The organism is Psychromonas arctica (assembly GCF_036697365.1).
Lineage (GTDB): Bacteria > Pseudomonadota > Gammaproteobacteria > Enterobacterales > Psychromonadaceae > Psychromonas > Psychromonas arctica_A.
In genome coordinates this window covers 1-15,450 of the sequence record NZ_JBAHZA010000016.1, presented here as the reverse complement: position 1 = coordinate 15,450, position 15,450 = coordinate 1, and the positions used below count along the sequence as shown (strand labels likewise).

Sequence of the window (15,450 nt, the reverse complement as noted above, 5' to 3'; positions counted from 1 at the left end):
GGTTACTATTCAAAACTCTTTATTTGACAATGATATAACCAATAATCCTCTGTATTACTGGATAGCACTTGATGCTATTCCAGCAATACAGAAACGTAAAATTTTTTCATTACTTTCCCATTATTCTATCCAATCTCTTTTTCAACTCAATGCAACACAGTTAGCTAAGCTTAAGTTAAATGAGGCACAAATTAATGCCTTTTTACATCCTAACCAAGCACATATTGAACAATGTTTATCTTGGCACCAACCTACACTTAATAAATATATTATTAGTTATGGAGACCCTGAATACCCTGCGCTATTAAAACAGATCAGCAGCGCCCCTTTACTGTTATTTTTAAAAGGTAACATCACGCTACTTAATGCTTCGCAAATTGCTATTGTAGGTAGTAGAAGCTGTACCCCTTATGGACAAGAAAAAGCCTACGACCTAGCTCAACAGCTATCTAGCATTGGTATAACAGTTACCAGTGGCCTAGCTATTGGCGTTGATGGTATGGCACATAAGGGCGCCTTGAAAGGATCAGGAACAACTGTTGCTGTATTAGGGACTGGTTTAAACAATATCTACCCTAAACGACACTTTGAGTTGGCCCAACAAATCAGTGAACAAGGTTTACTGGTATCGGAGTTTTGGCCAGATACCCCGGCTTATCCAAGTAACTTTCCTCGACGTAATCGAATTATTTCAGGGTTAAGCATAGGAACACTCGTTATTGAAGCCTCGATAAAAAGTGGCTCATTAATCACAGCTCGTTATGCAAATGAACAAAATAGAGAAGTATTTGCACTGCCCGGCTCCATTGATAACCCACAAGCTTGCGGTTGTTTAAAATTAATTCAGCAAGGGGCAAAATTAATCTTAGATTGTAATGACATTATTAATGAATTCCCGGCTTTACAGTTACCTCAAGTAACAGTAGAAAAGGCAACAGCTTCAACGAGCAAACAGTCACCTTTATTAGCTTTAATCGATTATAATCTAACCAGCTTTGAGACGTTGCTGGCACGAAGTGGATTAGATGTAGTGAGCTTACAAAATCAGTTAATAGAATTAGAGATAAATGGTACAATTACCGTCCAACCGCAAGGTTACACTAAGTTAAAAGGCTAGCTATGTTCGAAATTATCATGTATCTCTTTGAAAGTTATATCCAAGTTGACCAAACCATGGAGCTTGATACGCAAGAGGTGACCGATGAGTTAATGCAAGAAGGCTTTCAAAAGTCTGATATAACCAAAGCATTAGCTTGGTTGGATAACCTTGCTAACATGCATAATCAAGAGCCTCAAAGTCGTGCTACTGCTGAAAAGAAAACCTCTCATCGTATTTATAATAAACAAGAGCAGCGCCAAATTTCTCTGACTTGTCGTAATTATATTAATTACCTAGAAGAAGCTAAAATCCTCACCACTCATACCCGAGAAATGGTAATTGATTGCATCATGGCATTAGATAGCGGTGAATTAATTCTTGAAGATGTTAAATGGCTGATCTTAATGGTGCTATTTAATGATCCAGTTAGCGATGATGCATTCCTACAATTAGAATCAATGGTCATGGACTTTGAAGAGGGGCTGATTCATTAAATGAGCAGCCTAACCACACACCATAAAAAAGTCACAGAGCCATGTCCTAAGTGTGGTTCAGCATTACATATCAGAAATGGAAAACAGGGTCCTTTCATAGGTTGCAGCGCCTATCCTGAATGTGATTACTTACGTCCGCTGCATGAAAAAAGCGATATTAAAAAAGTATTAACAGGTACGAGTTGTCCTTTATGCGAACATGAATTGGTTTTAAAACAAGGTCGATTTGGTCTATTCATTGGATGTAGTGACTATCCAAATTGCGAGCATACAGCGCAATTATCAGAACAAACTGCACAACCTGAAAAAAACGAAGCTGACATTGCTTGTCCAAGCTGCAAAAAAGGTCATTTAGTTGCCCGTCAATCACGTTTTGGTAAAACCTTTTATGCTTGTGATAATTACCCTGATTGCAAATATGCGGTGAATGACAAACCAGTTAATGAGTTCTGCCCTGAATGTAAGTGGCCAATATTAGTTGAACGAAAAACCGCGACTGCCACACGCATGCTTTGCCCTAAAAAAGGGTGTGGTTACCGCAGTAAACCTATTTAACTTCAATAAGTCACCTGAACAGCTAGCTATATTGCATAACTAATGTTTCTAACTTTATATAATGTTTCACTTTCGTTAATTAGCATGGAGGTTATATAATTATTGGCTGTTTTATATTAAAACCGCTGAAGCCAGTAATAAGTAGGACTGTTCATGACAATTAGTAAAGACCAACTATCTCAAGCACTTTCAGCTTTAACATCAGAGGGCGTGATTGCTTATCCAACGGAATCAGTATTCGGATTGGGTTGTGATCCAGACAGTGACATTGCCATTCAAAAAATTCTCGATTTAAAGCAACGCCCTGCACATAAGGGACTGATTTTAATTGCGGCTAATATTAAGCAATTAGGGAACTATGCAGACTTTTCTTCATTAAATGCAGAGCAAATGGACAAAATTAAGGCTACTTGGCCAGGCCCATTCACTTGGGTTGTTCCTGTGCAGAATTCACTTTCTAAGCTAGTAAGCGGTGATTTTGACAGCATTGCAGTACGTGTCACTCAACATCCTGTTGTACAAGCTATCTGTAACGAATTTGGCAAACCGATAATCTCCACCAGCGCCAATTTGTCTGGCGAGGAATCCTGTATTACTGGTGAGCAAGTTGAGCAGATGTTTGTTAATCATCCCTTGCTTGATTATGTCGTTAATCAACCTGTAACTGGCTTAGACAACCCTTCACAAATTCATGATGCAGTGACGGGTAAGCGTTTACGTTAAGCCATTCCAACAAGTATCATCTAATGAATCAAAACCTTTACTATAAAATGTGGAGGTTTTTACTATTTCCCCTTCAAAATCCCCCTTCTAATTGACAGGTCGAACTTTGCATCTTGTAGGCTAACGGGTATATAATCGCGCGCATTGTAAATAATTCCCTATTACAGGAGTATGTATGAAAGTTGGTATTATTATGGGCTCTAAGTCTGACTGGCCGACCATGGAACACGCGGCAAATATGTTAGATTCTTTTGGTGTTGAATACGAAACACGTGTGGTTTCTGCACACCGTACTCCACAACTACTAGCTGATTACGCTTCTAGTGCTGCTGAACGTGGGATTAAAGTTATTATCGCCGGTGCTGGTGGTGCCGCGCACTTACCAGGGATGGCAGCAGCTTTTACTAGCTTACCTGTTTTAGGTGTTCCTGTTCAGTCGAAAGCACTGAAAGGCGTCGACTCTTTATTATCTATTTGCCAAATGCCTAAGGGCGTTGCCGTAGGTACACTCGCTATCGGTGAAGCAGGTGCAGCCAATGCTGGGTTATTAGCAACACAAATTCTTGCATGCCAACAACCAGAGTTACTTGCTAAAGTTGATGAGTTCCGTCAAAAGCAAACAGATACAGTTTTAGCTAATCCAGATCCAGCGGTTTAATATGAATATTCTAGTTTTAGGTGCAGGGCAACTTGCACGCATGATGAGTTTAGAAGCAGCGCCGTTAAATCTAAATGTGCGCGCCTATGACGTAGGTTCAAAGCAAGTTATTCATCCACTGACGTTACAGTCATTTGACCAGTCTCTTGAACAAGCAATCGCATTAGTTGATGTGATCACCTGTGAGTTTGAACATATTCCTGATGATGTACTGGCTTTATGCCATGACAGTGGAAAGTTTTACCCAGGTAAAGCAGCAATCAAAGCTGGCGGCGACCGTAGCATTGAAAAAGCACTGCTGGATAAAACTGGTGTACCTTCTGCACCGTATAAATTGATCACTGAAAAGCAACACCTAGTCGATTCTGTCTCGCTGTTAGGTTTACCATTAGTGATTAAAACCTGCCAAGCGGGTTATGATGGCAAAGGCCAATGGCGCTTAAAGTCAGTTGATCAATTAGATGCAATTTGGTCAGAAATGGCTGAGTTTATTGCTGCAGGAACAGAGACCTTCCCGCACAGTATCATCGCAGAAAAAATGATCCCTTTTAACCGTGAAGTATCGGTTATTGGTGCTCGTGATAAAGCGGGTAATATTGCGATCTACCCTGTTACTGAAAACCAGCATACAGATGGAGTATTAACGCTATCATTAGCTATTGAGATTGAACTTAACATTCAACAGCAAGCGATTGATGCATTTAATAAACTATCTGCAGAGATGGATTACGTTGGCGTATTAGCTATCGAATTCTTTGATGTTGATGGTAAGTTAATGGTTAATGAGATCGCCCCACGTGTACATAACTCTGGTCATTGGACTCAACAAGGTACAGCTTGTAGCCAGTTTGAGAACCACATGCGTGCCGTTGCTAGTTTGCCATTAGGTGATACTAAGCTGCAAAAAGTCAGCGCTATGATCAATGTATTAGGCCAAGCAGATATCAGCAAGCAAGTGCTTAGCATCACTGATGTTAAAAGCCATTGGTATGGAAAAGCACAACGTGCAGGCCGTAAAATGGGACATATCAATGTGTCAGCAGAATCTAATGCTGCATTAGGAGATAAGCTACTACAATTAGCTGAAATTCTGCCAGAGCAAGATTATCCTGGTGTAAAAGAAACTGCACAGCGTTTATTAGAAAGTTAATATAAAAGAATGTAGTAATATGAGCCGAGTTTATAACTCGGCTTTTTTATGCCTATTAAAGTGTTAGTGCTACGATTTTTAATGGATGATTATCATCAAAAGAAGGAAAATCAGTATGGCAGTCTAGCCACTCTACTGCTGTCACTTCTCTACCCTGCTTTTCAACACAACGCACTAGGCTTTTAAACCACACTTCTTTATCTACCTTAGCGACATTGTTACAACAAACAATCGTGCCACCAGGTTTAGTGGTTAATAGCGCAGGTTTAAATAGGCTTTGGTAGTCATTCACCAGATCGACCGTGCCAAATGCACTTTTAGCAAAACGTGGAGGATCTAAAAATACTAAATCAAACTGTGATGCAGACATTTTAGGGTAGCTCGGTAGTTTTTTATTATTTCGGCTCGTCACCTTAAGTCCTGCTAACTGACGCAAAGCAGGAAAGGCATCACTTTGGATAAATTGACAAACTGACTCTACATCATTGAGTTGCGCATTTTTACGTCCTGCGGCTAACGCAAAAGAAGAGAAATCTACATTCACAACTCGCTTTGCACCGCCCACAGCCGCTGCAATGCCGATTCCACATGTGTAAGAGAACAGGTTTAACACACTCTTTTTATGGCTGTGTTTTTTCATAAACTCACGACCAATACGCATATCTAAAAACAACAGTGGATCTTGCCCTTCGTGACGCAATTTACTAGTAAATAACACACCATTTTCAGACATTACTTGATCGCTTTGTGCAAAAACTTCAGTACTTTCATCTAATTCATTAATAATACGAGAGTTTTTGTTTGATCTATCATTATAAACCAAAGGTAGATCAGCAACATTTAACAATACCGCTTTAATCTCTGCTAACTGCTCTTCTGTTAAGGTTTCATGAAAGGTTTGAATTAACCATGCATCACCATAACGATCTATATTAAGGCCATTGACCCCTTCTACAGTGCCATGAAACACACGAAAACAATCTGTTTTAGGTAGTTCCTCTTTGGAAAGATTATTAAAAAGAATTTCGCGCTTCGCTAAGGCAGCGGTTAATAAAGCAGTTATTGGCATAATCAAAAACTCAGTAAAGGGAGACAGCTATTCAGCAAAATATGTATGCCAGATAATGAAAGGCTATATTAACAATATAGTAAGCGTTAACAAAACAAACAGTGATTTTTAATACAAGAATTTAATAATAGAAAACTAATATTAATTACCCCACTTAGATACCCTGTATAAACCAGACATGTTAAATTAAGCTCAGACTAAACTTATTAAAATTGGAGCTCACATGGATCAGTACGCTGTTTTTGGCAACCCTATTAAACATAGTAAATCGCCTTTTATTCATACTTTATTTGCTAATCAAACACAGCAACAAATGACCTACGGCATTGTTGAAGCACCTGTTGATGGATTTACTGCTTCCGTACAAGCCTTTTTTAATAGTGATGCAAAGGGTTGTAACATTACAGCACCTTTTAAAGAGGAAGCCTTTCAATTTGCACAATCTTTAACGGATCGCGCTCGGTTAGCTGGTGCAGTGAATACTTTAAAGAAAACCGATGATGGTTTAATTATTGGTGATAACACTGACGGTGCAGGTTTAGTCTTAGATTTAAAAAACAATCATGTTGATCTCACAGGTGCACGCATCTTGTTATTAGGCGCTGGTGGAGCAGCTCGCGGTGTATGTGGCTCTCTTTTAGCTGAAAGCCCTGCGCAGTTAACGATCGCTAACCGAACCTTTGAAAAAGCTGAGACATTAGTCTCCATCTTCAAGGAACTAGGCAATATAAACGCAAGCGAGTTTAACGACTTATCAGGCCCCTTTGACCTTATCATTAACTCAACTTCTGCAGGCTTACATGGTAGTTTACCAGCCATTTCTAGCAGCTTAATTACTCCTGAAACTGCAATCTATGACATGACTTATAATGCACAAGTCACTGCATTTAATGCTTGGGCAAAAGACAACGGAGCACGACTCACTATTGATGGATTAGGTATGTTAGTCGGACAAGCTGCAGAAAGCTTTGCTATTTGGCGCGGTGTAAAACCAGGTGCAAAACAAGTTTTAAATGAATTACGCCATAATTTAGCCGGTTAACTTAATATGAATCAAAGTATTCTATTTTCTGATAACGAATACTATAACCATGATTTGCAACAAGTCGAGTTTCACGCTCAATGCCAAGGACGCTTAATTCATTGCATGATTTCCTGGGAAGCATTAAATGCACTTGAACAACCAAATACTCCACCAGCCAGTGCTAATAAGGAAGGTGCATTAGTGCTGTTTGAAGCGGCACGGTTTGATATTGAGGATCTCGCTGAAGCATTGATTAATCAGCAAGCTTTTAATGATGATGGGAGTATAGAGCTCAACCATTGTTAACCATCAAATAAAGGGGTTTAATTATGCAAAATCACCGTATTAACGAGATATTAGAGTTAATAAAACCATATTGGTTAAAACATCAAGATCTAGATTTATTAACACTGTTAAAGCAGATTGCCACTGAATCAGGTTTTGATGGAGCAATCGATACATTAACCGATGAAGTAATTATTTATCACTTAAAAATGGATCAAACTGAAAAAAATGAAATGATTCCAGGTATAGCAAAAGATTGCGAAGACGATTTTCAAAGTGCATTATTAAAGGCAAGAGGTTTACTATAATACCAAGTACATTAAATAATTATTCATTTAATGTACTTGAGGCAATCGCTAAACAAGGAGATCGCAATGTTAGAGAACTACCAAAAGATGGATGTTAATATGCTATTAAGTATTGTTAATATGAAATTGAGAAATGAACAAAAAACATTAGATGATTTATGTTCAACTTACGAAATGGATAAGCCTATGTTGAAGGCAAGGCTAGCAAGTGCAGGTTTTATCTATGACTTAAGTAATCACCAATTTAAGCAGAGCATCTATTAACACACTATAAATGCCCTGCTCTTGTTTATATACACTAGATTATCAACATTGGTTCCGAAGACGACATGGATAACCTAACCATGCCCCCTTAGCCACATGCTTCTTCTCATGTTTAATCGTTTTCTTAGTTAATTTTTTTACCTTTAAACTGCTGTAACTAAACACGCCAATAAACAGTGCTGCCAACAGCATAATGATAGTTGGTGCTGGTGCACTATCAATAAAGAAGCTTAGGTAGATACCCAATACTGCACAGCTACATGACACACCTACACTGATCACTAACATCTTGTAAAAGTTACGAGTTAATAAAAAAGCAATCGCACCAGGAGTGATCAACATAGCAATTACTAGAATCATTCCCACCGATTTTAACGCAAATACAATGGTAATCGACAACACAGATAACAATGCATAATGTAAAAACCTAACAGACAACCCTATTGCCTGTGCGTGTTGCCTATCAAATACATATAATAATAAGTTTTTGCCTTGTACAAATAAGAAGGTACAAACTACTAAACTCACGATAGCCACTTCTAAAATACCACTCCAACTGCTGCCTAATAAATCGCCGTATAATATTTGGTCAAGGTGAACATCTGTCTCTATTTTACTAATTAATAACAAACCTAAGGCAAACATAGCTGAGAAGACAATCCCCATCACTGTGTCTTCTTTCAGACGGCTATGCTCTTTAATGTAACCAGTAAACACAGCACACCCGATACCTGCAACAAAAGCACCAACAGCAAAAGGAATAGCCAACACGTAAGCGATCACAATGCCGGGCAAAACAGAGTGAGAGATAGCATCTCCCATCAATGACCACCCTTTTAAAACTAAAAAGCAAGACAGTATTGCAGTCGGTACTGCTAAAATAAGTACCATCACAAACGCTTGTTGCATGAAATCAAAAATAAACGGAGAAGTTAAATTTTCAAATAGTGCTGTCATGTAATTCTCCTTGTTTAACAGTTAGTGCGCGTTGCTTTTTTCTATTACTGATCAAGCCATACTTAGGCGAGAAAAAGAAAGCAGATAAAAAGATAAAGGTTTGCAATAAAACAATAATGCCGCCAGTCGCCCCATTGATGAAGTAACTGAGATATGCACCAATTAAAGAGCTAAGCGTACCGATGCTAATACTAATAAAAATCACGTTGCTAAATTTATCACTGAGCAAATAAGCCGTAGCACCTGGGATCACAACCATCGCAATCACTAGAAAAGCCCCTACTGTTTGCAGCGCAGCTACTGTTGATGCACTTAATAAGGTGAAAAAGATAATTTTTAAAGCATTCGCATTCAAACCAATACTTCTTGCATGCTGTTCATCAAAAAACAACACCATAAAATCACGCCATTTCACTGTTAATACAGCTAGGGTCACCAGGCTAATAATCACTAACTGCAAAGTATCATAAGGTGTAATGGCCAAAATATTACCCATCACTATCGTTTGAATATTCACAGACGTTGGACTCAAAGAGACCATGAATAAACCCAAACCAAAAAACGAAGTAAAAATAATACCGATAATGGCGTCTTCTTTTAATCTAGAGGCTTGGTTTAGAAACAACATCACAGTTGCCGCTAAACCACCTGAAAAAAACGCCCCTACTGCAAATGGCAGCCCCAACATGTAAGCACCCGCAACTCCAGGAACAATAGAGTGTGATAAAGCATCACCAATTAACGACCAGCCTTTAAGCATTAAGTACACAGATAAAAAAGCACAAACCCCACCTACCAGTGCACTCACTAAAATAGCATTAACCATGTAATCGTAACTAAAGGGTTCTAATAAATACTCCAACATGTCGCCTCCTATAGCTGATTAAGCACGGTATTAGTATGTTGCTCTCCATATAGAACAACTGGACGCTCATCATCGCTGATCACGGTAACTTGACGTTTATCATCATCGGTATGCAATAAATCGCCACTTAACACAAAGTGACGTAATGCGCCGCCGAAGGCTTTTTGTATATTATCTGGTGTAAATACCTTCCCCGTTTGTCCTTCATCCAACACAGTACGGTTAATAAAGACTGTTCTATCGCAGAATTCAGGAATACTGCCTAAGTTATGCGTAGAGACTAAAATCACTTTACCCTCTTCCCGCAATACTTTTAGTAACTGCATAATGTGTTCTTCAGTTTTAACATCTACACCAGTAAAAGGTTCATCGAGTAAAATAACCTGACTCTCTTGTGCTAACGCACGAGCTAAAAAGATACGCTTTTTCTGACCACCCGATAATTCGCCAATTTGACGGTGACGGTAATCTTGCATATTCACACGACGTAACGCTTGATCAACCATTTCACGGTCTTTGGCTGAACTCATACGCAACATATTCATATGCCCGTAACGCCCCATCATCACCACATCTTCAACTAAGATAGGGAAATCCCAATCGATCTCTTCTGACTGCGGTACGTAAGCAACAATATTGCTTTTTAACGCCTGTTTAACTGATAAGCCCAAAATGTTCACTGAACCCGTTTTTAAGCTGACTAATCCCATAATCGATTTGAAAATAGTTGATTTACCACTACCGTTAATACCTACTAATGCAGTGATAGAACCCTTAGGCAAAGAGAAACTAGCATTATGAATAGCGGTAAAGCCATTTCGGTAAGTCACTGTTATATCATTTATTTTTATTTCGTTTGCCGTTGTTTGTTTATTTCGCATCTTGATTTACCCCCGCTGCTATTCGACTTAATGTCGTCGTTAACAGATCAATATAAGTAGGGACTGGGCCATCTTTATTACTCAATGAATCAACATAAAGAACGCCCGCGTAAAGTGCCCCTGTTTCTCTAGCGACTTGTTGTGCAGGTTTAGCTGAAACCGTGCTTTCACTAAATACGGCATTGATATTGTTTAAACGTACCGTATCTATGACCGCCTTAACTTGTTGTGGCGTGCCTTGAGCATCTGAGTTCATTGGCCATAGATATAACTCTTTCAAACCATAATCTCGTGCTAAGTAACTAAATGCTCCTTCGCTAGTCACTAACCAACGTTGTTGCTCTGGTACTGCTGCAATGTGGGCTTTGAAAGGGGCAACAGCAGCAATAATTTGCTCACTATATTGCTTAGCGTTAGTGTTGTAAGTTGCAGCATGCTTTGGATCATGTTCAACTAATGCTGCTCTGATATTCTCAACATAAATCAATGCATTAGGGGCAGACATCCAAGCATGTGGATTGGGTTTACCTGAATAAGCACCTTGCGTAATACCCATTGGTTCAATACCATCTGAAACAATTACTTTTGGCACATTTTTTAAGTTATTAAAAAATTTATCGAACCATAACTCTAAGTTTAATCCGTTATACAGGATCATATCTGCGCCCTGCGCTCGACGTAAATCACCCGGAGTGGCTTGATAGTTATGAATTTCAGCATTCGCTTTAGTAATTGACTCCACAATGGCCGCATCACCAGCAACATTCCTTGCCATATCAGCGATAACAGTAAAAGTCGTCACTACTTTAAATTTGTCATTCGAGGCTGCATAGCCTGCTTGGGCCTGAAAAATAAGTATCAACACCATCAATAAAGTTCTTAACATACACCCAGCCTACCCAATTCGTTTAATAAGTAATTTAAAGATAGCAGTACATTTACAGTATCGCAAATGATATTCATTATCGTTTTGATAGGTGTTTCAGATTGATTGTTTTTGTATAAAAAAATACACTGGTTTATCTATTAATAACAAATGGATTCTAAATGAAAAAAACAGCGTTAATTTTATTAGGTGGTGTGTTACTTGCTGGTTGCCAAACAACCAACACAGAAACAACTGATAGCAGTTCAACAGGCACGACAAGCACAGTTGCTAGTTTAACCAATAACCTACTAGAAACTAATTTCCCAAGTTTAACTTGTGCTGAAATCAAACAAACGTTTGTAGACTATGAAGCAAAAATGACCAGCATAGAAAGTGGATCTAGCTTACTGACAACAGCAGGTATTAGCACTGCAACAGCGACTGAAAAAATGCAAACAAGCTACGACACAGCGAAAGAGATAGCAACTCCAGTAATGACTGCAAAAGGTTGTACTGAAACACTATAAAATCTATACCTCAATAAAGTACTCATGACTCGAGTACTTTATTTCTTTAAAAAACACTAAACTTACCTTCTGCTCCCCTCAAAACTACTAATAAATTATTTAAGCCAAGCTATATCAATCACTCATGAATTTGTTATCTTATGCAGACCGTATTAACATTTTACGTATAGAAGAATAAATATTTTACAGGGGCGCGCTAATACATTGGCAGCGCCTTTTTTATTGGAGAAATATAATGTCAAATACAAGCCAAACCTATCAAAAACTAACCCCTGAATGCCAATTAGATGCACTTGCAAGTATTGGTATTTACCCTGAGACAGGCTTGTTAGCACTCAACTCTTATGAAAATAGAGTTTTCTCTTTCACCGATGAACATCAACAACGTTATGTAGTGAAGTTTTACCGTCCAGAGCGCTGGACTGAGCATCAACTACTAGAAGATCATACATTTTCTAAAAAACTCAGTGAAGCGGGAATCAAATTATCAGCACCTTTAGAAGTTGATGGTAAAACATTACATAGTTTCGCTGGTTATTTTTTTGCTTTATTTGAAAACCTATCTGCACGTTCACTTGCTGTCGATGACGTAGATAGCTTGTATGATGTAGGCATAGCGTTAGGTAAATTGCATAAAGTAGGAGCTCAACATCAATTTTCTGAACGTCCAACGTTATCTATCGATAGCACTATTAAAACCTCCATTGATACGTTGAAAGGCTGTCAGTTTATACCTAAAAGTATTCAATCAGACGTCTTTCAAACGTTACAAGATTTGCACTATAAAATAACCACAAAAAAGCTACCGAAGTTAACAATGATCGCAATACACGGTGATGCGCATGCCAGTAATATTTTACTAAAAGAAGGGCAACCATATTGGGTTGATTTCGATGATTGTAAAATGGGACCGGCTGTACAAGATGTATGGATGTTATTAAATGGCGATCGAAATGAACAATTGTTACAAATCTCTATGATTCTAGAAGGTTATCAAGAAGAATATGAGTTTGAGACGGAACAATTAGCCTATATTGAGGTCCTACGTACGCTGCGCATGATCAATTATGCAGCATGGATTAATAATCGTTGGGAAGATCCTGCGTTTTCACGTAACTTTCCATGGTTTATAACAGAACAATATTGGAAAGAGTGGTTACAATCGCTACAACAACAGTTAGTATTATTAGATGAAGCACCTATTATGCTTCAGCCACACTATTAATTTTTACATCATAAAGTCACAACAAAGATAATAAAGGATCACACAATGAAAAAGGTTTTTGCTCTATTAATCGGTTTGTTTTTACTGCCGTTAAGTGTTCAAGCTGCAGATTTTAAAGAAGGCACTCACTATGACGTTATTAAACAAACAGCAACTGAGAAGCCTGAAGTATTAGAGTTTTTCTCTTTCTATTGCCCACATTGCTTCAAGTTTGAACCGTTAATGAAAAATCTTGAACAAGAGTTACCTGCTGATGTAACAGTTAAAAAGAGCCATGTTAACTTCTTAGGTGGAGCAATGGCTGATGAAGTTACTAAAGCTTATGCTGCTGCTGATTTATTAGATGTAAAAGAAGAAGTAACAAGCATTATCTTTGATCAAATACATGTACAACGTAAAGCAATCAATAATGAACAAGATATCCTTGATATCTTTGCTAAAGCTGGTATTTCAGAAAAAGAAGCAAAAGGCGCCTTAGCTAGCTTCCCAGTAAATGGTATGGCTGCACAAATGAAGCGTAATACAGAAACATTTAAAGTACGTGGTGTACCTACATTAATTGTTAATGGTAAGTACAAAGTTAATACAGGTTCAGTTAAAAGCACTAAAGAATTCACTGAGTTAGTGACTTTTTTAACTAAAAAAACTGACTAAACCGTTGTTTTAAAACAATCAATTTAAAATAAAAAGCCACATTAGTGGCTTTTTTCATTTTTATGGCATAATAGCGGCGTCCAAAAGGGGAGATGACCGTTGAAAACCATGTTTAATAATTCAGCACAAATGAAAAGTGCTATTAAAGAACTACACAACCACAAAGAGTCTACTAAGGCACAAATTGTTGCTATTAGTGGGATTGAAGGTAGTGGCAAACGTGAACTAACCGAAAAAATTGCAGCTGCATTGCGATTAGATGGACTGAACGTTGCAGTTATTCATACTGATGACTGGGAAGCGAGTAAAGACGTTCGCTTCAATATCATGAACAGCCCAGAAGAATATTACCTGAATGCATACCGCTTTGATGAGATGTTTGAAGAGCTGATTCTTCCTCTCAAACTATTTGGTAGTATCAAAACGTCAGTCAATCTTGATGATGCAGAATCACCTCGTACCGTCGATTATCACTTTACTGATATTGATATCATCCTGATCGAAGGGGTATATCTATTACAAGAAGCTTATCTAGACTTATATGATTACAGCTGTTGGGTAAAAAGTAATTTTGAAACCGCACGTAAACGATTACATGAACAAGTTAATATCGAAGAGTCACAAGAAGCCTTAGTTAATCTGTTCGAGCTATTAATTAAGCCTGCCGGCCAATATCACCTGTATGCGGATGATCCAATTGGTAACAGCAGATCAATTTATCTAGAAGAAGCTCAACTCGCCGATGAATAGCCATTCAGCGTTTGACCCAGAAAACCGCCATAGCGCTTATATACAGTTTGAGCGCGATGAATGGTCTGACTTACGTGACAATGTAAAACTAACGTTGTCTGAAGACGATATAAAGCAATTACAGGGGATAAATGAATCCCTGTCTATGCAAGAAGTCATTGATATCTATCTACCTTTATCTCGCCTACTTAACTTATACGTTGAGGCTCGACAATATCGCCATACGGTTCGTGATAAGTTCCTTAATTCACATAATGAAAAAGTCCCTTACATTATTGGGATTGCAGGCAGTGTAGCTGTTGGTAAAAGTACTTCTGCACGTATTCTGCAAGCTTTATTATCACGTTGGCCAGAACACCCAAAAGTGGCTTTAGTAACAACAGATGGCTTTTTACGCCCCAATAAAGAGTTAGTAGCGCGTAATTTAATGCATAAGAAAGGGTTTCCTGAAAGCTTTGATATTAAAGCCTTAATCGACTTTGTTTCAGCAATAAAGTCAGGGCAAGAGAAAGTCACCGCACCAGTTTATTCTCACTTAACTTATGACATTATGACAAATAAATCGTTGCAAGTTGAACAACCTGATATCGTCATTTTAGAAGGGTTGAATGTACTACAAACAGCGGCATCAACGGAAGCTGATCAATCACATCGAACTTTTGTTTCTGACTTTGTCGACTTCTCTATTTTTGTTGATGCTGAAACTGACTTATTAAAGACCTGGTATATACAACGCTTCTTGAAGTTTCGAGAGGGTGCTTTCACTGATCCTAATGCTTATTTCCATAGCTACTCAAAAATGAGCAAACGGGAAGCAGTAGCGATTGCATCGAAAATTTGGGATGAGATCAATGGTGTAAATTTAGAAGAAAATATTCGCCCAACTCGTGATAGAGCTAATTTGATACTTAAAAAGTCGACCAATCATCAGGTCAGCCAAGTACAATTGCGAAAATAGTTGTAATGGTACCAATCACGACAATAAAAAAGGCGCTAATAGCGCCTTTTATGTAACAGTGACCCGTCCTAAATAAGGTTGACACTTTTCTACCAATTAATCGGAGAGTGTTATGAAATCAACAACTAGACGTACT

20 protein-coding genes are annotated in these 15,450 nt (G+C 38.3%); 15 read left to right on the top strand and 5 right to left on the bottom strand.

What is annotated here, in order from left to right:
* The first annotated feature begins 7 nt into the window (after window positions 1-7).
* From dprA to V5290_RS14805, 6 genes are all read left to right on the top strand, one after another.
* Window positions 8-1,117, top strand: a complete 1,110-nt coding sequence (gene dprA, locus V5290_RS14830) for a DNA-processing protein DprA (RefSeq protein ID WP_333387589.1) — start codon at window positions 8-10, stop codon at window positions 1,115-1,117.
* Between the two features lie 2 nt (window positions 1,118-1,119).
* The gene (locus V5290_RS14825) at window positions 1,120-1,593 is read left to right on the top strand and encodes a DUF494 domain-containing protein (protein WP_113819644.1); all 474 of its coding nucleotides are present in this window, start codon (window positions 1,120-1,122) and stop codon (window positions 1,591-1,593) included.
* A complete protein-coding gene (locus V5290_RS14820; protein WP_333387430.1) occupies window positions 1,594-2,148 on the top strand; it encodes a DNA topoisomerase family protein in 555 nt (184 codons plus the stop codon). It begins immediately after the preceding gene.
* Between the two features lie 153 nt (window positions 2,149-2,301).
* Entirely contained in the window at window positions 2,302-2,871 is a 570-nt protein-coding gene (locus tag V5290_RS14815; protein WP_333387428.1) for an L-threonylcarbamoyladenylate synthase, read from the top strand.
* Window positions 2,872-3,046: 175 nt separating this feature from the next.
* Complete coding sequence (purE, locus tag V5290_RS14810; protein ID WP_113819642.1) at window positions 3,047-3,529, top strand: 5-(carboxyamino)imidazole ribonucleotide mutase; 483 nt, start codon at window positions 3,047-3,049, stop codon at window positions 3,527-3,529.
* A gap of 1 nt (window position 3,530) precedes the next feature.
* On the top strand, window positions 3,531-4,679 hold the full coding sequence (locus tag V5290_RS14805; RefSeq protein ID WP_333387423.1) for a 5-(carboxyamino)imidazole ribonucleotide synthase: 1,149 nt from the start codon (window positions 3,531-3,533) through the stop codon (window positions 4,677-4,679).
* A gap of 55 nt (window positions 4,680-4,734) precedes the next feature.
* On the opposite strand, the gene V5290_RS14800 is transcribed toward V5290_RS14805, so the two are convergent.
* A complete protein-coding gene (locus V5290_RS14800; RefSeq protein WP_333387420.1) occupies window positions 4,735-5,748 on the bottom strand; it encodes a class I SAM-dependent rRNA methyltransferase in 1,014 nt (337 codons plus the stop codon).
* Between the two features lie 223 nt (window positions 5,749-5,971).
* Here V5290_RS14800 and aroE point away from each other — a divergent pair, with 223 nt between their 5' ends.
* The 4 genes from aroE to V5290_RS14780 all read left to right on the top strand — a co-directional run bounded on the left by aroE (window position 5,972) and on the right by V5290_RS14780 (window position 7,629).
* Window positions 5,972-6,790 carry a shikimate dehydrogenase gene (gene aroE / locus V5290_RS14795; protein ID WP_333387416.1) on the top strand — a complete coding sequence of 273 codons (819 nt, stop codon included), beginning with the start codon at window positions 5,972-5,974 and terminating at the stop codon, window positions 6,788-6,790.
* A 6-nt stretch (window positions 6,791-6,796) separates the two neighbouring features.
* Window positions 6,797-7,078, top strand: coding sequence for a DUF1488 domain-containing protein (locus tag V5290_RS14790; protein WP_333387413.1), 282 nt, complete (start codon window positions 6,797-6,799; stop codon window positions 7,076-7,078).
* Window positions 7,079-7,101: 23 nt separating this feature from the next.
* A complete protein-coding gene (locus V5290_RS14785; RefSeq protein WP_333387410.1) occupies window positions 7,102-7,365 on the top strand; it encodes a YihD family protein in 264 nt (87 codons plus the stop codon).
* Between the two features lie 66 nt (window positions 7,366-7,431).
* Window positions 7,432-7,629, top strand: coding sequence for a DUF4250 domain-containing protein (locus V5290_RS14780; protein ID WP_333387408.1), 198 nt, complete (start codon window positions 7,432-7,434; stop codon window positions 7,627-7,629).
* Window positions 7,630-7,671: 42 nt separating this feature from the next.
* Here the strand turns inward: V5290_RS14780 and V5290_RS14775 are convergent, their stop codons facing one another.
* From V5290_RS14775 to V5290_RS14760, 4 genes are read right to left on the bottom strand one after another with little or no spacing between them, the layout of a single operon-like run.
* A complete protein-coding gene (locus V5290_RS14775) occupies window positions 7,672-8,586 on the bottom strand; it encodes a metal ABC transporter permease (RefSeq protein ID WP_333387406.1) in 915 nt (304 codons plus the stop codon).
* Window positions 8,570-9,451, bottom strand: coding sequence for a metal ABC transporter permease (locus V5290_RS14770; protein WP_333387404.1), 882 nt, complete (start codon window positions 9,449-9,451; stop codon window positions 8,570-8,572). Before V5290_RS14770 ends, V5290_RS14775 begins: the two co-directional genes overlap by 17 nt.
* A gap of 8 nt (window positions 9,452-9,459) precedes the next feature.
* Complete coding sequence (locus V5290_RS14765; RefSeq protein WP_333387401.1) at window positions 9,460-10,332, bottom strand: manganese/iron ABC transporter ATP-binding protein; 873 nt, start codon at window positions 10,330-10,332, stop codon at window positions 9,460-9,462.
* Complete coding sequence (locus V5290_RS14760; protein WP_333387398.1) at window positions 10,322-11,218, bottom strand: metal ABC transporter substrate-binding protein; 897 nt, start codon at window positions 11,216-11,218, stop codon at window positions 10,322-10,324. The genes V5290_RS14765 and V5290_RS14760 overlap by 11 nt, the downstream gene beginning before the upstream one ends.
* 161 nt (window positions 11,219-11,379) lie before the next feature.
* Here V5290_RS14760 and V5290_RS14755 point away from each other — a divergent pair, with 161 nt between their 5' ends.
* The 5 genes from V5290_RS14755 to coaA all read left to right on the top strand — a co-directional run bounded on the left by V5290_RS14755 (window position 11,380) and on the right by coaA (window position 15,314).
* Window positions 11,380-11,727, top strand: coding sequence for a hypothetical protein (locus V5290_RS14755; RefSeq protein WP_333387395.1), 348 nt, complete (start codon window positions 11,380-11,382; stop codon window positions 11,725-11,727).
* A gap of 235 nt (window positions 11,728-11,962) precedes the next feature.
* Window positions 11,963-12,952 (top strand): serine/threonine protein kinase, encoded by a 990-nt coding sequence (locus V5290_RS14750; protein ID WP_333387392.1) that lies wholly within the window; start codon window positions 11,963-11,965, stop codon window positions 12,950-12,952.
* A 45-nt stretch (window positions 12,953-12,997) separates the two neighbouring features.
* Entirely contained in the window at window positions 12,998-13,606 is a 609-nt protein-coding gene (locus V5290_RS14745) for a thiol:disulfide interchange protein DsbA/DsbL (RefSeq protein WP_333387389.1), read from the top strand.
* Window positions 13,607-13,714: 108 nt separating this feature from the next.
* Window positions 13,715-14,356 carry a uridine kinase gene (locus V5290_RS14740; protein ID WP_333387586.1) on the top strand — a complete coding sequence of 214 codons (642 nt, stop codon included), beginning with the start codon at window positions 13,715-13,717 and terminating at the stop codon, window positions 14,354-14,356.
* Window positions 14,349-15,314 carry a type I pantothenate kinase gene (gene coaA, locus V5290_RS14735; RefSeq protein ID WP_333387386.1) on the top strand — a complete coding sequence of 322 codons (966 nt, stop codon included), beginning with the start codon at window positions 14,349-14,351 and terminating at the stop codon, window positions 15,312-15,314. The genes V5290_RS14740 and coaA overlap by 8 nt, the downstream gene beginning before the upstream one ends.
* Window positions 15,315-15,450: the final 136 nt, after the last annotated feature.

Excerpts from the sequence above, each read along its gene's own strand:
- V5290_RS14770 (WP_333387404.1), bottom strand. The coding sequence starts at position 9,451 with ATGTTGGAGTATTTATTAGAACCCTTTAGTTACGATTACATGGTTAAT.
- V5290_RS14760 (WP_333387398.1), bottom strand. The coding sequence starts at position 11,218 with ATGTTAAGAACTTTATTGATGGTGTTGATACTTATTTTTCAGGCCCAA.
- V5290_RS14790 (WP_333387413.1), top strand. The coding sequence starts at position 6,797 with ATGAATCAAAGTATTCTATTTTCTGATAACGAATACTATAACCATGAT.
- V5290_RS14780 (WP_333387408.1), top strand. The coding sequence starts at position 7,432 with ATGTTAGAGAACTACCAAAAGATGGATGTTAATATGCTATTAAGTATT.
- V5290_RS14805 (WP_333387423.1), top strand. The coding sequence starts at position 3,531 with ATGAATATTCTAGTTTTAGGTGCAGGGCAACTTGCACGCATGATGAGT.
- aroE (WP_333387416.1), top strand. The coding sequence starts at position 5,972 with ATGGATCAGTACGCTGTTTTTGGCAACCCTATTAAACATAGTAAATCG.
- V5290_RS14765 (WP_333387401.1), bottom strand. The coding sequence starts at position 10,332 with ATGCGAAATAAACAAACAACGGCAAACGAAATAAAAATAAATGATATA.
- coaA (WP_333387386.1), top strand. The coding sequence starts at position 14,349 with ATGAATAGCCATTCAGCGTTTGACCCAGAAAACCGCCATAGCGCTTAT.
- V5290_RS14775 (WP_333387406.1), bottom strand. The coding sequence starts at position 8,586 with ATGACAGCACTATTTGAAAATTTAACTTCTCCGTTTATTTTTGATTTC.
- V5290_RS14740 (WP_333387586.1), top strand. The coding sequence starts at position 13,715 with ATGTTTAATAATTCAGCACAAATGAAAAGTGCTATTAAAGAACTACAC.
- V5290_RS14800 (WP_333387420.1), bottom strand. The coding sequence starts at position 5,748 with ATGCCAATAACTGCTTTATTAACCGCTGCCTTAGCGAAGCGCGAAATT.
- purE (WP_113819642.1), top strand. The coding sequence starts at position 3,047 with ATGAAAGTTGGTATTATTATGGGCTCTAAGTCTGACTGGCCGACCATG.
- V5290_RS14820 (WP_333387430.1), top strand. The coding sequence starts at position 1,594 with ATGAGCAGCCTAACCACACACCATAAAAAAGTCACAGAGCCATGTCCT.
- V5290_RS14745 (WP_333387389.1), top strand. The coding sequence starts at position 12,998 with ATGAAAAAGGTTTTTGCTCTATTAATCGGTTTGTTTTTACTGCCGTTA.
- V5290_RS14785 (WP_333387410.1), top strand. The coding sequence starts at position 7,102 with ATGCAAAATCACCGTATTAACGAGATATTAGAGTTAATAAAACCATAT.
- V5290_RS14815 (WP_333387428.1), top strand. The coding sequence starts at position 2,302 with ATGACAATTAGTAAAGACCAACTATCTCAAGCACTTTCAGCTTTAACA.
- V5290_RS14825 (WP_113819644.1), top strand. The coding sequence starts at position 1,120 with ATGTTCGAAATTATCATGTATCTCTTTGAAAGTTATATCCAAGTTGAC.
- V5290_RS14750 (WP_333387392.1), top strand. The coding sequence starts at position 11,963 with ATGTCAAATACAAGCCAAACCTATCAAAAACTAACCCCTGAATGCCAA.
- V5290_RS14755 (WP_333387395.1), top strand. The coding sequence starts at position 11,380 with ATGAAAAAAACAGCGTTAATTTTATTAGGTGGTGTGTTACTTGCTGGT.